Consider the following 14,216-nt stretch of genomic DNA (forward strand, 5'->3'; position numbering starts at 1 on the left):
CCCGACAACCAGTTGACATCGTTTAGGGCGTGGACTACCAGGGTATCTAATCCTGTTTGCTCCCCACGCTTTCGTGCATGAGCGTCAGTATTGACCCAGGGGGCTGCCTTCGCCATCGGTATTCCTCCACATCTCTACGCATTTCACTGCTACACGTGGAATTCTACCCCCCTCTGCCATACTCCAGCGATGCAGTCACCAATGCAGTTCCCAGGTTAAGCCCGGGGATTTCACATCGGTCTTACATCACCGCCTGCGCACGCTTTACGCCCAGTAATTCCGATTAACGCTCGCACCCTACGTATTACCGCGGCTGCTGGCACGTAGTTAGCCGGTGCTTATTCTTCCGGTACCGTCATCCCCCCAGGGTATTAACCCAGAGGTTTTCTTTCCGGACAAAAGTGCTTTACAACCCGAAGGCCTTCTTCACACACGCGGCATTGCTGGATCAGGCTTGCGCCCATTGTCCAAAATTCCCCACTGCTGCCTCCCGTAGGAGTCTGGGCCGTGTCTCAGTCCCAGTGTGGCTGGTCGTCCTCTCAGACCAGCTACAGATCGTCGGCTTGGTAGGCCTTTACCCCACCAACTACCTAATCTGCCATCGGCCGCCCCTTGAGCGAGAGGTCCGAAGATCCCCCCCTTTCCTCCATAGAGCGTATGCGGTATTAATCCGGCTTTCGCCGGGCTATCCCCCACTCCAGGACACGTTCCGATGTATTACTCACCCGTTCGCCACTCGCCACCAGGTGCAAGCACCCGTGCTGCCGTTCGACTTGCATGTGTAAGGCATGCCGCCAGCGTTCAATCTGAGCCAGGATCAAACTCTTCAGTTCAAACCTGTTACTGTTTTCGGTTTCGTTAGAAACCGGTCGCTCACTCAACGTACTGACGAAGTGTTCATCCATCTTTCGATGAAAAAACCTTCCTTTCATTACTGTGTGAGGCTTCTGATACTTTTGCTATCCGGCCAATTCCGAAGAACCGGCCAGTGCATTTCCGCATCAAGCGCCCACACTTATCGGCTGTTAGTTTTTAAAGATCGTTCGCAAATCACAGCACCTACAACCACCGGCACCGCTTCGTTTGCGTCGCTGCGTCTGCAGCAGAGAAACGAGATTATGGAGAGCCGGTCGCATCACGTCAATACCCTTCTCACAATTTATTTTAAAAAGTTGAAGAGCACAAAAAATTAAGCAGCAACGTGCGAACTTCCAATTAGTTAGTCATCCGATTTAATTTATCCGGACAGAAAACCAGCAGGGCAAACCAGACTGCGGGCCACCTCTATCCCTGACCGCGCCCCCAATTAAAGTTTTATCCTCCCCCGCCGTCAACCAGATTATCCCGTCACTTAAACAAGCCGCCGACCATGGATAACCCCGTCGAGGAACACGTCGCGCCAACGCCATCCGCTGCTTCGTCGTCGGCGCTCGTACCGGATGCGGTACCGGTAGGCACACCGCTGCCCTGGCCCATCGTCGATGCCGACAGCACGCTGCTGTTCGCGAGCGGCACGACTCTCGCCAGCCCCGACGAGCGCTTCTTCCTGTTCCAGCACTTCCAGCCGCAACGCGGCGATCTGCTCGATCCCGACACACCCCAGTCGCCCGCAACGGAATTCCAGCAGGAGCCTGCAGGCGAGTTGACGATCAAAGACATGCATCTCGAGATCGGCGCGCTGATCGGCGTCCGCTCGCAGCTCGGCAGCGGCACGCCGATGCACCCCTGCCGGATCATCGGTTTCGCGCCGAATCACGCGCTCTTCGTCACGTCGCCGCTACAACAGGGACGACCGCTGCCGCTCGCGCCCGGCGAAAATGTGGAGCTCGTCGCCATCGCGAGCCAGGCGGTGTTCCGCTTCGTCTGTACCGTCGAAGCGATCTGCCGCCTGCCGTTCGACTACATGGTGCTGTCGAGGCCGGGCATGATCCGCCGGCTGCGCGAACGCAAATCGATTCGGGTCCATGCGCATCTCGCGGTGCGCTTCGGCATCGGCGAAACGGGCGATACGTATGAGGGGCTCGGACTCGCGAAAGGCATCAGCGCGCTCGGCATGTCATTGAGCGCGTCGTGGACCGTCGGCGAGGTCGGCGAGCGCCTGCGGGTCGCGTTCCGCCTGAAGTCCGCCGACCTCGATACGCAGATCGAGACCACCGCCGTGATCCGCAACGTGCAGAAAGGCAAAGCGCCCAGCGAACCGAGCACGCATGGACTGGAACTGGATCAGCTCGACCCCGCCCAGCAGATGGCGATGAAAGTCTTCGTGTTCGATCGTCACGAAGACGTGCAGTACTGGTCGAACGGACTGAAGTAAGCAGCGCGGCCGGGTCATCACCCTCGTCGCCCTCATTCGCGCGCATCGCCAAACGCTCAGCCGATCAACGCCTCCGGCGTCATGCAGCGCGCGCCCCACGCATTGGCGAGCGCTTCGCAACGGCCAAGCCGTAGCGTGCCGCGCTCGAAATCGACGAACACCACTTCATCGGCATCGGCTGGGCGCCTCGGTTCATCGCGTGTGCGGCCGTCGGTCAGAATCCACAACCAGCGCTGCTGGGCCGGCCGTCGGCGTGCGCTGCGTTCGAGCAGTTGCGCGGCACGTCGCACGCCGGCTTCAAGCGGTGAGCCGCCCCCTGCGCCGACCGGCTCCAGCCATCGCTCGTTCCACCAGCGCGGCACTGCCGGACCGAAACGCACATCGGCACTCGCCCCGCCGAAGCAGACCAGCGCGGCCTCGGCGCGCATCGCGCCGGCACGATCGAACAACGCGATCAGCAATCCCTTCGCGAGCGCGAGCCGCTGTCCGGTCAGCATCGAACCCGAGCAATCGAGCACGAAGCAATGCAGCACGCCGCCGCGCGGCGTCTCGTGGACAAAGCGCAAATGCTCCCGACTCAGCGCGCCGTCACGCATCGCCGCGAGCGTCGGTGGCCACGCAATGCGTCTGCCAGACGCGCCACGCGCAATGCCACGCGACGCCCCCACGCCACTACGTTGCCGCCATCGAAAACCGCTGCGCGAGTCAGCGGCGGCGCCTTTCCGATGGCTCAGCGTTTTTTTGCGTCGAGCGGGATCACGCCTTTGACCGGTAGCGTCGCAGTAGGCTCGGGCGGCAGATAACCCCAGTCGGCGTCGGGAGAGGATGCGGCCGCAGCATCGTGTGCCGCGCCGCTGCCAGAAGCCTGATGCGCCCGCTCGTCGTGCTCCGGCGGGCTCTGATTCGAGCCGCGCGAATCATGCCGACGCCGATGCAGCAGCACCGCCTCGGCCACGCAGTCGACATGCCGCACCGTCACCGCGTGCGCCTGCTCGAACGCGGCCAGCGCACGCGCCGCGCGCAGCATCACGAGATCGGCACGCAGGCCGTCGACGGCCGCGTCGATACAGAGCGCGCTGACACGCTCATGCACGGCGTCATCGAACGAAAGCTGCGGCAGCGCCGCGCGCGCCGCATGAATCCGCTCCACGTACTCGGCCTGCTGCTGCGCATAAGCGGCACGAAAGCCGTCAGGATCGTGATCGAATGCAAGCCGCGCCTTGACGATCGCCTGCCGCACGCGCGGCTCGAACGCGTTCTGCAACTCGACCATCAACCCGAAGCGATCGATCAGTTGCGGCCGCAACTCGCCTTCCTCCGGATTCATCGTGCCGATCAGCACGAAGCTCGCGTCATGACGATGCGACACGCCATCGCGCTCGACCGTATTCACGCCGCTCGCCGCCGCGTCGAGCAACGCATCGACGAGCGCATCGGGCAGCAGATTGACTTCATCGACATACAGCACACCGCGATGCGCCTTCGCGAGCAGGCCCGGCGAAAAGCGCACGGCCCCATTGCGCAGCACGGTTTCGATGTCGAGCGTGCCGATCAGCCGATCCTCACTCGCGCCGAGCGGCAGATTCACCAGTTGACCCTCCGGCAGCAGCTCAGCCAGCGCGCGCGCCGCCGTCGACTTCGCGGTGCCGCGCGGACCGCTGATCAATACGCCGCCCAAACCCGGATCGATCGCCGCCAGCAATAACGCCTGCTGCAGCGGCGCCTGACCGATCAGCGCGGCAAACGGAAACACCGGACGCGCGGCCGTGCCCATCCCGTCAGAGCCCGGGCCCGCCCCCACGCCGCCCGCTTCTCGCGTCGCTTCACTCATGTTTGCCTTCCTTCGATCTGCTGTTCGCTCGCGAGCAGATGCGCTTCCACCTGCGCGCGATAGTCGCCGGGCTGCTGCCACAGACCGCGCTGCATCGCTTCGAGCAGACGCTCGCAAACCGAATGCAGCGCATGCGGGTTGTGCCGCTGCATGAACGCGCGCGTATCGGCATCGTTCAGATAAGCCTCGGCGACGAGCGCGTACTGATGATCCGCGATCACGCGCGCGGTCGCGTCATAACCGTACAGATAGTCGACGGTCGCGGCGATCTCGGCCGCGCCCTTGTAGCCGTGGCGCTTCACGCCGTCGAGCCATTTCGGATTGACCACTCGCGAGCGGATCACGCGCGCGATCTCCTCCTGCAAGGACCGCACGCGCGGCGCGGCCGGATTGCTGTGATCGGCGTGATAGACGCTCGGCTGCTCGCCGGCCAGATGCCGCACCGCCGCGACCATGCCGCCCTGGAACTGGTAATAGTCGTTCGAATCGAGCACGTCGTGCTCGCGGTTGTCCTGATTCTGCAGCACCACGTCCAGCGTCGCGAGACGCGCGCCGAACGCGTGATGCGCTGCCTCGCCCGTGCTCTTCTGCGCGTACGCGTAACCGCCCCACGCCTGATACGCGTTCGCGAGATCGGCATCGGTCTGCCATTGACGCGTATCGATCATCTCCTGCAGACCCGCGCCGTACGCACCGGGCCGCGCGCTGAACACGCGCCAGCCGGCGCGCTTGCGGGCTTCGGCGGCATCGATGCCGCGCGCGATCAGCGCATCGCGTTCGCGCAGCACGCGCGCGCGCAGCGGGTTCAGATCTTCGGGCTCGTCGAGTTCGGCGACGGCCTGCACGGCCGCATCGAACAGATGCATCACGTTCGCGAACGCATCGCGGAAGAAACCGGACACGCGCAACGTGACGTCGATACGCGGCCGGTCGAACGCCTCGATCGGCATGATCTCGAAGTCCGTCACGCGATGGCTGCCCGGCGCCCACTTCGGCCGCACGCCGAGCAGCGCGAGCGCCTGCGCGATATCGTCGCCGCCGGTGCGCATCGTCGCGGTGCCCCAGACCGACAGGCCGATCGCGCGCGGATAGTCGCCGTGTTCCTGCAGATGCCGTTCGATCAGCTGCTGCGCCGATTTCACGCCGAGTGCCCACGCGGCCTGCGTCGGCACCGCGCGGGTGTCGACCGAATAGAAGTTGCGGCCGGTCGGCAGTACGTCGGGCCGGCCACGCGACGGCGAACCGCTCGGCCCCGGCGGCACGAAACGGCCTTCGAGACCGCGCTTCAGTTGCGTCATTTCCTGCGGGCCGCAGGCGTCGAGGCGCGGCAGCACGTCGTCGCGCAAACGGGCGATGACCTGGTGCGCTTGCGGCAGGTTTTCGTCGGCTATCGGCGTAGCTTGCGAACGCTCCGCGGCCTGACCTTCCATCTCGCACGCATCGCCCACCTCGCATACGCCGTGCAACAACTGCGCGGCCAGCAACTCCAGCCGCTCGCGCGTATCGCCGTAGTGCCGCCACGGTGCATCGCTGACCCGCTGCAAGATGTCGTCACGCGGACCGTCCCACGCCGCCGCCCAATCGACGGTCAACGGATCGAACCGATGGTCGATGCGCAGATCGCGCGCGAGCGCATCGATCAGGCCCGCCTTGCCGCCCTGTCCATCGCCGATCGGAAAGCGCCCGAGCGCCAGCAGCGTATCGCGCCGCTGCACGCCGCGCGGCGACTGCCCGAAGGTATGCAGCCCGTCGCGGATCTGCGCTTCCTTCAGCTCGCACAGAAATGCATCGACGCGCGTGAGCAGCACGTCTTCGTCGTCCTGCCCGGTCGGCGCCGCGAGGCTCAGCTCCTCATGCAACCGATGCTCGACGATCGTCGCCAGAATCGTGCGACGCAGCAGCTTGGCACGACGCGAATCGACCATCAGCGCTTCGTAGTATTCGTCGACCTGGCGTTCGAGGTCCTGCAGCGGCCCGTAGTTTTCGGCACGTGTGAGCGGCGGCATCAGATGATCGACGATCACCGCCTGCGCGCGCCGCTTCGCCTGGCTGCCCTCGCCGGGATCGTTGACGATGAACGGATACAGATGCGGCAGCGGCCCGAGAATCAGATCGGGCCAGCACGCCTCGCTCAACGCGACGCTTTTCCCCGGCAGCCATTCGAGGTTGCCGTGCTTGCCGACATGCACGACCGCGTCGATGCCGAACTGATGGCGCAGCCAGAAGTAGAACGCGAGATACGCATGCGGCGGCACGAGCTCGGCATGGTGATAGCTCGCGTAGTCGCCCTGTTCGCGCGAGCGCGACGGCTGAATGCCGACGAACACCTGTCCGCAGCGCCAGCCCGCGATCATGAAACGCCCGCGCCGCAGCGTCGGGTCCTGCTCGGGCGTGCCCCAGCGCGCGTTCAGCGCGTCGCGCACGCTCGCGGGCAGTGCGTTGAAATGCGCGAGGTAGTCGTCGAGCGCGAGGCTTTGCAGCGCTGGGCGCAGATCGCGCACGACGGGGTCGTTGGTCACGCCTTCGGTGAGCTTGCGCAGCAACGCGTCGCCGTCGTCGGGCAATTCGCCGACACGATAGCCCTCGTCGCGCAGCATCGACAGAATGCCGGCCACCGAGGCCGGCGTATCGAGCCCGACGCCATTGCCGATGCGCCCCTCGCTCATCGGATAGTTGGCGAGGATCAGCGCGAGCTTCTTGTCCGCGTTGTCGAGCGAGCGCAGCCGGCACCAGCGGCGGCTCAGTCCGGCGAGAAAGCGCACCCGTTCGAGGTCCGGCTGATAGCGAACCACGTCGACCTGAGTATGCGGACAACGATACGCGAGCCCCTTGAAGCTGATCGCGCGCGTGATGATGCGGCCGTCCACCTCGGGCAGCGCGATATGCATCGCGATGTCGCGCGAATTGAGGCCGTGGTTGTCCTTCAGCCAGTCCTCGCGATTGCCGCCGCTCAGGATCACCTGCAACACCGGTGCGTCGCCGGCCAGCGCGAGCGGCTCGGGGTCGTCGATCGCGGATGCGGCGAACGCGGTCGTATTGAGCACGAGCGCGGCGCCGTGCTGCGCGCACAGCGACTGCACGACTTCGCGGCTCACCGCGTCCTTCAGCGACGTGATCGCGAGCGGCAACGGATTGAGTCCTTCCGCTTCGAGCGCATCGATCAGCGCATCGAACACCGCGATGTTGGCGGCCTGCAGATGCGCCTTGTAGAACAGGATCGCGACGACCGGTGCGTGCTGCCGCCAGCGCGCCTGCCAGTCGGCGATCGTCGGCACGTCACGCTCTGGGTGATACAGCGACGCGGCCGGCAACGCGCGCGGCGGCTCGGGCTCGCGTCCCCAGTCGAACGCGCGATGGGCGATGCAGCGCAGGAACGCCTCGGCGTTTTGCGGACCGCCTTCGCGCAGATAGCGCCACAACTGCTGGCACAACTCGGCGCTCGCGGTACTGCGCGCGATCAGGTTCGGATCTTCCTGCAGGTCGCCGGAAAACATCGCCAGCGTCTGGCCGTTACGCTGCGCGAGCGCGACCACCTGCTCGATGCCGTACGGCCAGTACGCTTCGCCGCCGAGATGATCGACCACGACGACGCGCGCGTACCGCAACACGTCGTCGAGATAGAAATCGACCGAGGCCGGTTGGCGCAGATAGGTGACGTTCGCGAGCCGCACGCTCGGGAAGCCGTCGCCGAGACGCGGCACCACGCTCGCGAGCAGCGACAGCGTGGTGTCCGCCGAACTGAGCACGACGATATCGGCAGGCTGCTGATCGATACGGATCACGCCCTGCGTATCGTCGACGAAACCGCCCGGCGTCGTGCGCAGCAGATGCATATGGCGATGCCCTTTACTTTGCAGCGGCGGGAGCGGCGACGCCCGAGCCGACGACGAGCGCCGCGTCGAACGCCTGTTGCAGCACCTGCTGCTCGAGGTCTTCGCCGATCAGCACGAAGCGGCTCGGATACGCATCGCCGCCTTCGCCGGCTTGCCAGCGCCGGTCGAAATAGCTGTCGAAGCGTCGGCCGACGCCCTGGATCACCAGCCGCATCGGCGCGCCCGGCAACGCCGCGAAGCCTTTGACGCGGTAAATCGTGTGGTTTTCGACCAGTGTCTGCAACGCGGCGAGCACCGCTTCGCGCGAGCTTGCCCGCGTCTCGACGACGACCGAATCGAATTCGTCGTGGTGGTGATCGGGATCGTCGGCGGAACCGTGATGGTCGTGGCGCAAATGGATCGTTTCTTCCGACGCCGCTTCGAGACCCAGCAGCGTATGCAGATCGAGCTGGCCAAGATGCGCGCGCACGATCTTCACCTGCGGCGGAATGTCTTCGCGGATCGCGGCTTCGACGTCGCGTTGCTGCGCGTCGTCGATCAGATCGGTCTTGTTCAGGATCACCAGGTCGGCCGCCGATAGCTGATCTTCGAACAGCTCGTGCAGCGGCGACTCGTGATCGAGATTCGGATCGGCCTTGCGCTGCGCGTCGACGGCGATCGGGTTGTCGGCGAACTGACCGCTCGCGGCGGCCGGGCCGTCCACCACCGTCACCACTGCGTCGACCGTGAAGCCGTTGCGGATCTGCGGCCAGTTGAACGCCTGCACCAGCGGCTTCGGCAGCGCGAGCCCCGAGGTTTCGATCAGCACGTGATCGATTTCGCCGCGACGCTCGGCGAGCTTTTCCATCACCGGGAAAAACTCTTCCTGCACGGTGCAGCACAGGCAGCCGTTCGCGAGTTCATACAATTGCCCTTCGGTCTCGACGCCGTTCTCATCGCAACCGATTCCGCAGCCCTTCAGAATTTCCCCGTCGATGCCGAGTTCGCCGAATTCGTTGACGATCACCGCGATGCGCTTGCCGTCCGCATGCTGGAGAATGTGCCGCAGCAACGTGGTCTTGCCGCTGCCGAGAAAGCCCGTGACGATCGTGACGGGAGTTTTGCGCAATTGAGTTTGCATCGTGAGGTCCATCCGTAGGCGCTGCGCAGGTTGCGTGGCGTTGCGTAGCCGTTGCGTGGGCATGATGTCGTCGTCGCGACGGTGGGCCGGCACGTCCGCGGGTTGCGCTGCATCGATCGGCGGGCGCCTCGGACGCACGAATCCGCGCGCCTGGCCATCTGCCGGGCCGGCAATCACAACACGGGGACGAACGACGACGTTGCCGCGGCAACGGAAACACAAGCGGAAACACAGAAAGCGCAAGTGAGGTCATGAACGCGCCGCCGCATCCCCGCGGCGTACGTCCTGCGTCTTCAGGCCGGTATCCGGGCTGGCGAAAGCGCCGCTTCCCCTTCCCGGCCGAGTGGTTTCTCGTCCAGTGGTGATATGCCGACGCGCCTTGCGCGTGGACATCGAAGCCGGCACCGCGATGACCGGCTATCAAGCCGGCACCGCTTTTCGCTTACCGTTGCGGGGACAGCACAGGTTAGCCGCTCCAGAGCAGATGGCTCCCTGTTTCCCGTTTAACTGCCCGCGCACGAACGCGCGGGCGAGCACCCAAAGTGCGTGCGAGTGTAGGCCCGCGGCCCTGTGCAGTCAAGGAAAGCGGCCCGCCAGCGCTTATCCGGCGGGGCGCCATGTGCTATCGTATGCGCGCGTTTGGTGCCCGCACACGCGCTCGCGTGTGCAGTTAAACGGGAAACAGGCAGCGCCTCGCGCGTTCAACCTGTGCTGTCCCCGCAACGGTAAGCGACCAGCGACGCAAGAGCCGTTCCGGCCGCGTCGCGCATGCGTTTCTTGATGCCACTGTCCCGCGAATCCGCTACGTCGCGAATCGCCAATGGGGACGGGAAGGCAACACGCGTGAGGTCGCCAGCCCGGATACCGGCCAGACGCGGAGGCAGCGCCCGCGTCACGTCCTGCACGTGGCGCCGATTGCGCCGCCGGCCGCCGGAATCCGCGGGGAACGGATGTGAAGGCGTTCAAGCACGGCAACGCGCGTGCGTGGCGTAGGTTCCTGAGCTTCGTTCCGGACCCTACGCCGCGAACTACGCGACAAGCCGCACCCGGATTCGCAGTACCGCATGACCTCAGTCCTCACCGCCGCGCGCGTTGCAGCGCGCCGCTTTGTCCCTGCTCTCACCGTGTGGCGCGCGCCATGCACGCCGCGATGACGCGCGCGTGGCTGATCGGCGCCGGCCCCGGCGACGTCGAACTGATGACGCTGAAAGCGACCCGCGCGCTCGCGCAGGCCGACGTCGTGCTGGTCGACGATCTGGTCAATCCCGAGGTGCTGCAGTTCGCGCGCGGCGATGCGCAGGTTGTCTACGTCGGCAAACGCGGCGGTCATCCGTCGACGCCGCAGGCCGAGATCGTCGCGCAAATGCTCGCGTATCTGCGGGCCGGGCGCAGCGTCGCGCGGCTCAAGGGCGGCGACCCGTTCGTGTTCGGCCGCGGCGGCGAAGAATTGCAGGCGCTGCACGCGGAAGGTATCCATGTCGACGTGATCAACGGCATCACGGCCGGCATTGCCGCGCCGGCGGCGCTCGGCATCGCGGTCACGCATCGCGACCATGCGCAGGGCGTGGTGTTCGTCACCGGTCATAGCGCCGGCGACGGCGAGCCCGACTGGGCCGCGCTCGTCGCGACACGCATGACGCTCGTGATCTATATGGGCATGCGGCGGCTCGCCGACATCAGCGGCGCGCTGCTCGCGGCCGGCATGAGCGCCGCCACGCCGTGCGCGGCGATCGAAGCGGCGACGCGGCCCGAACAGCGTCATGTGCTCGCGCCGCTCGGCGCGTTCGCTGCCGCGGTCGGGCGCGCGGGACTCGGTTCGCCGGCGATTGTCGTGATCGGCGGGGTGGCGTCGCTGGCGCTGGCGCGGGAGGTGGCTGATGATACGGCGCGGTGCGAAGAGGGCGTTGGCCGTGAAGGCGTCGAGCAGTTTGGGGACGCCGGAGACGCTGCGCATTCGGCAACCGGTGATCATTCCGGCATGCAGACTCACACCTACGCCGACACCCCACCACGCGATAGCCCGACCAGAACGCTGAGCGTCGGCATCGGTTGTCGTGCGAACAGCGCGGCCACCGATATTGAAACCGCCGTGCGCATCGCGCTAGGCGCGTACGCGTTCGAACAGATCGGCACCGTCGCGACGATCGACAGCAAAGCTCATGAAGCGGGCCTGCTCGAATTCTGCGCGCGCCACGCGCTGCCGTTGCAACTGTTCAGCCGCGCGCAGATTGCCGCGATGCCGGTCGCGTCGCCGTCGGCGGCTGCGCAGGCGCATCTGGGTGTCGACGGTGTCTGCGAACCGTGCGCGCTGCTCGCCGCGAGCCACGCCGCAAGTAGCACGGACGCCAACAACGCCACACCCAACAACACTACGAGCCATCCCGCAGACGCGGCACATAGCCCACGCCTGCTCGTACGCAAGACCCGCCACGCCGGCATCACCGTCGCGATCGCCTGCACCAGCAACGCCGCGCACGATGCCGCAGGCCCCAACCCGGCCGCCACCCACCGTGCTCCACCCAATCAGGACTCTCGATGAAAACCGACCTCGAATCGCATCAACGCATGACCGAACGCCGCCGCGAAGGCCACGAAAAGAAGCAGGCCGCCGCGACCGTCGAAAAAGGTCTGCTGATCGTCAACACCGGCACCGGCAAGGGCAAGAGCACCGCCGCGTTCGGCATGGCCGTGCGCGTGCTCGGCCACGGCATGCGCCTTGGCGTCGTGCAGTTCATCAAGGGCGCGTTGCATACGTCGGAGCGCGACTTTCTCGGCGCGATCGCGCAGTGCGATTTCGTCACGATGGGCGACGGCTATACGTGGAACACGCAGAATCGCAACGCCGACATCGCGACCGCGCGCAAGGGCTGGGACGAGGCGCGCCGGATGATCGAAAGCGGCGACTACCAGATGGTGATCCTCGACGAGTTGAACACCGTGCTCAAGTACGAATACCTGCCGCTCGACGAAGTGCTCGCCGTCATCAACGCGCGCGCGCCGATGCTCCACGTCGTCGTGACCGGCCGTCATGCGCCCGACGCGCTGATCGAAGCCGCCGACCTCGTCACCGAAATGCGCGCGATCAAGCATCCGTATCGCGAGCAGGGTGTGAAGGCGCAGCGCGGCGTGGAGTTCTGAGCGATGACTTCGGCACCCACGGGCCCGTCCTCCCGAGCGTGTCCCGCGCTGTTCATCAGCGCGCCCGCGTCGGGACAAGGCAAGACCACGATCACCGCCGGCCTCGCCCGCTATCACCGACGGCTCGGCCGGCGCGTGCGCGTGTTCAAGACCGGCCCGGATTTTCTCGACCCGATGATCCTCGCGCGCGCGAGCGGCGCGCCGGTGCTGTCGCTCGATCTATGGATGGTCGGCGAAAGCGCGTGCCGCAACCTGCTCGCGCAGGCGGCGCTCGAGGCCGATCTGATCCTGATCGAAGGCGTGATGGGGCTGTTCGACGGCACGCCGAGCAGCGCCGATCTCGCGACCGCGTTCGGCGTGCCGGTACTTGCGGTAATTTCCGCGCAGGCGATGGCGCAGACCTTCGGCGCGCTCGCGTTCGGCCTCGCGCGATTCCGGCCGCAGTTGCCGTTTCATGGCGTGCTCGCGAACCGCGTCGGCTCGGCGCGGCATGCGCAGATGCTGCAGGAAGCGCTGCCGCCGGCGTTGCGCTGGTGCGGCCACATCGCCGCGAGCGATGAAATCGCGCTGCCCGACCGCCATCTCGGCCTGCACCAGGCCGACGAAATCGATGACCTCGACGCGCGCCTCGAACGTGCCGCCGATACGCTCGCCTCCACCGCGCTCGCGGCGTTGCCGCCGGCCATCGAGTTCGGCACGCCGACGCCCGAAGCCCTACCGCCGCTGCTGCAAGGTCGACACATCGCGATCGCGCGCGACGCCGCGTTCTCGTTCATCTATCCGGCCAACCTCGCGCTGCTCGAAACGCTCGGCGCCCGGCTCAGCTACTTCTCACCGCTCGCCGACGAGCCGCTGCCCGCCGATGCGCACGCGCTCTATCTGCCCGGCGGCTATCCCGAGCTGCACGCGGCGATGCTCGCGGGCAATGCGACCAGCGCCGCGTCGATCCGCGCGCACGTCGACGCGGATAAACCGGTGCTCGCCGAATGCGGCGGCATGCTCTATCTGCTCGACACGCTCACCGACGCGCACGGCACGCGCACGCCGATGCTCGGCCTGCTGCCCGGTCACGCGACGATGCAAAAGCGTTTCACCTCGCTCGGCATGCAGCAGATCGACGGCGCGTACGGTCCGCTGACCGGCCACACGTTCCACTACTCGAAGCTCGACACGCCGCTCGCGCCGCTACGCTTCGCGACGCGCGCGCACAGCGACGCATCTGGCGAAGCGGTGTTCCGCGCCGGCCCGATTGTGGCAACCTATATGCACGCTTACTGGCCCTCCAACCCGGCCTTCACGGCCGCCCTCTTTCATGGCGAAGCCTTTTGACGATTCCGAGCGCGACGCGGTCTATCGCGCGATTTACGAACGGCGCGATATGCGCCACTTCGTGCCCGATCCGGTCGACCCGGCCGTGCTGCGGCGTCTGCTCGACGCCGCGCATCACGCGCCGAGCGTGGGCTTCATGCAGCCGTGGCGTATCGCGCGCATCACCGACGCGGCGCTGCGCACGGGCTTGCGCGACATCGTCGAGCGCGAACGGCTCGCGACCGCCGACGCGCTCGGCAAACGCCGCGACGAGTTCATGAAGCTGAAGGTGGAAGGCATGCGCGACTGCGCGGAGCTGCTGGTGATCGCGCTGATGGACCGACGCGAGCGGCACGTGTTCGGGCGCCGCACGCTGCCGGAGATGGACCTCGCGTCGGTCGCCTGTGCGATCCAGAACATGTGGCTCGCCGCGCGTGCGGAAGGACTTGGGCTCGGCTGGGTGTCGCTATTCGACGTCGATGCGGTGCGCGCGCTGCTGCGGATGCCGGAAGGCGCGCGGCCGGTCGCGATTCTGTGCCTCGGCCATGTCGAACGCTTCTACGACGAGCCGATGCTCGAAACCGAACGCTGGGCGAGCCGTTTGCCGCTGACCGACTGCGTGTTCGAAAATTGCTGGCCGCAGGATGCGGACACGTCGGAGCGAAAGTAGCG

9 protein-coding genes, 1 rRNA gene, 1 pseudogene and 2 riboswitches are annotated in these 14,216 nt (G+C 66.1%); of the genes and pseudogenes, 6 read left to right on the forward strand and 5 right to left on the reverse strand.

Annotation, left to right across the window (positions count from 1 at the left end; all coding sequences use genetic code 11):
* A 16S ribosomal RNA gene (locus tag HHL14_RS04085) occupies positions 1–833 on the reverse strand; the annotation flags it as partial.
* 536 nt (positions 834–1,369) lie between these two features.
* On the opposite strand from HHL14_RS04085, the gene HHL14_RS04090 reads away from it, so the two are divergent.
* The gene (locus HHL14_RS04090; protein WP_169496307.1) at positions 1,370–2,314 is read left to right on the forward strand and encodes a flagellar brake protein; all 945 of its coding nucleotides are present in this window, start codon (positions 1,370–1,372) and stop codon (positions 2,312–2,314) included.
* A 56-nt stretch (positions 2,315–2,370) separates the two neighbouring features.
* Here the strand turns inward: HHL14_RS04090 and HHL14_RS04095 are convergent, their stop codons facing one another.
* The 4 genes from HHL14_RS04095 to cobW form a co-directional block, all read right to left on the reverse strand.
* The gene (locus HHL14_RS04095) at positions 2,371–2,910 is read right to left on the reverse strand and encodes a vWA domain-containing protein (RefSeq protein ID WP_169496308.1); all 540 of its coding nucleotides are present in this window, start codon (positions 2,908–2,910) and stop codon (positions 2,371–2,373) included.
* Between the two features lie 134 nt (positions 2,911–3,044).
* Complete coding sequence (locus HHL14_RS04100; protein ID WP_206002218.1) at positions 3,045–4,088, reverse strand: ATP-binding protein; 1,044 nt, start codon at positions 4,086–4,088, stop codon at positions 3,045–3,047.
* 53 nt (positions 4,089–4,141) lie between these two features.
* A complete protein-coding gene (gene cobN, locus HHL14_RS04105; RefSeq protein ID WP_169496310.1) occupies positions 4,142–7,978 on the reverse strand; it encodes a cobaltochelatase subunit CobN in 3,837 nt (1,278 codons plus the stop codon).
* Between the two features lie 13 nt (positions 7,979–7,991).
* Positions 7,992–9,098, reverse strand: a complete 1,107-nt coding sequence (cobW, locus tag HHL14_RS04110) for a cobalamin biosynthesis protein CobW (RefSeq protein WP_329601604.1) — start codon at positions 9,096–9,098, stop codon at positions 7,992–7,994.
* A gap of 279 nt (positions 9,099–9,377) precedes the next feature.
* Positions 9,378–9,654: riboswitch (cobalamin riboswitch) on the reverse strand.
* Between the two features lie 67 nt (positions 9,655–9,721).
* Positions 9,722–9,985, forward strand: a riboswitch (cobalamin riboswitch).
* A gap of 263 nt (positions 9,986–10,248) precedes the next feature.
* Here cobW and cobA point away from each other — a divergent pair.
* The 5 genes and pseudogenes from cobA to bluB form a co-directional block, all read left to right on the forward strand.
* Positions 10,249–10,974 (forward strand): annotated as a pseudogene (gene cobA, locus HHL14_RS33725) (uroporphyrinogen-III C-methyltransferase); the annotation flags it as partial.
* Between the two features lie 102 nt (positions 10,975–11,076).
* Positions 11,077–11,637: a cobalamin biosynthesis protein gene (locus tag HHL14_RS33730; protein WP_329601624.1), complete on the forward strand. Its 561-nt coding sequence runs from the start codon at positions 11,077–11,079 to the stop codon at positions 11,635–11,637.
* The gene (gene cobO / locus HHL14_RS04120; RefSeq protein WP_169496312.1) at positions 11,634–12,236 is read left to right on the forward strand and encodes a cob(I)yrinic acid a,c-diamide adenosyltransferase; all 603 of its coding nucleotides are present in this window, start codon (positions 11,634–11,636) and stop codon (positions 12,234–12,236) included. Before HHL14_RS33730 ends, cobO begins: the two co-directional genes overlap by 4 nt.
* A gap of 3 nt (positions 12,237–12,239) precedes the next feature.
* Entirely contained in the window at positions 12,240–13,565 is a 1,326-nt protein-coding gene (locus HHL14_RS04125; protein ID WP_169496313.1) for a cobyrinate a,c-diamide synthase, read from the forward strand.
* On the forward strand, positions 13,549–14,214 hold the full coding sequence (gene bluB, locus HHL14_RS04130; RefSeq protein ID WP_169496314.1) for a 5,6-dimethylbenzimidazole synthase: 666 nt from the start codon (positions 13,549–13,551) through the stop codon (positions 14,212–14,214). The genes HHL14_RS04125 and bluB overlap by 17 nt, the downstream gene beginning before the upstream one ends.
* The last annotated feature ends 2 nt before the right edge of the window (positions 14,215–14,216 follow it).

The sequence above is a fragment of the Paraburkholderia antibiotica genome (assembly GCF_012927125.1).
Classification (GTDB): Bacteria; Pseudomonadota; Gammaproteobacteria; order Burkholderiales; family Burkholderiaceae; genus Paraburkholderia; species Paraburkholderia antibiotica.

Bases quoted from the DNA above. Each gene is read 5' to 3' on its own strand.
- cobO (WP_169496312.1), top strand. From the start codon at position 11,634: ATGAAAACCGACCTCGAATCGCATCAACGCATGACCGAACGCCGCCGC.
- HHL14_RS04100 (WP_206002218.1), bottom strand. From the start codon at position 4,088: ATGGGCACGGCCGCGCGTCCGGTGTTTCCGTTTGCCGCGCTGATCGGT.
- HHL14_RS04125 (WP_169496313.1), top strand. From the start codon at position 12,240: ATGACTTCGGCACCCACGGGCCCGTCCTCCCGAGCGTGTCCCGCGCTG.
- HHL14_RS33730 (WP_329601624.1), top strand. From the start codon at position 11,077: ATGCAGACTCACACCTACGCCGACACCCCACCACGCGATAGCCCGACC.
- HHL14_RS04095 (WP_169496308.1), bottom strand. From the start codon at position 2,910: ATGCGTGACGGCGCGCTGAGTCGGGAGCATTTGCGCTTTGTCCACGAG.
- bluB (WP_169496314.1), top strand. From the start codon at position 13,549: ATGGCGAAGCCTTTTGACGATTCCGAGCGCGACGCGGTCTATCGCGCG.
- HHL14_RS04090 (WP_169496307.1), top strand. From the start codon at position 1,370: ATGGATAACCCCGTCGAGGAACACGTCGCGCCAACGCCATCCGCTGCT.
- cobW (WP_329601604.1), bottom strand. From the start codon at position 9,098: ATGCAAACTCAATTGCGCAAAACTCCCGTCACGATCGTCACGGGCTTT.
- cobN (WP_169496310.1), bottom strand. From the start codon at position 7,978: ATGCATCTGCTGCGCACGACGCCGGGCGGTTTCGTCGACGATACGCAG.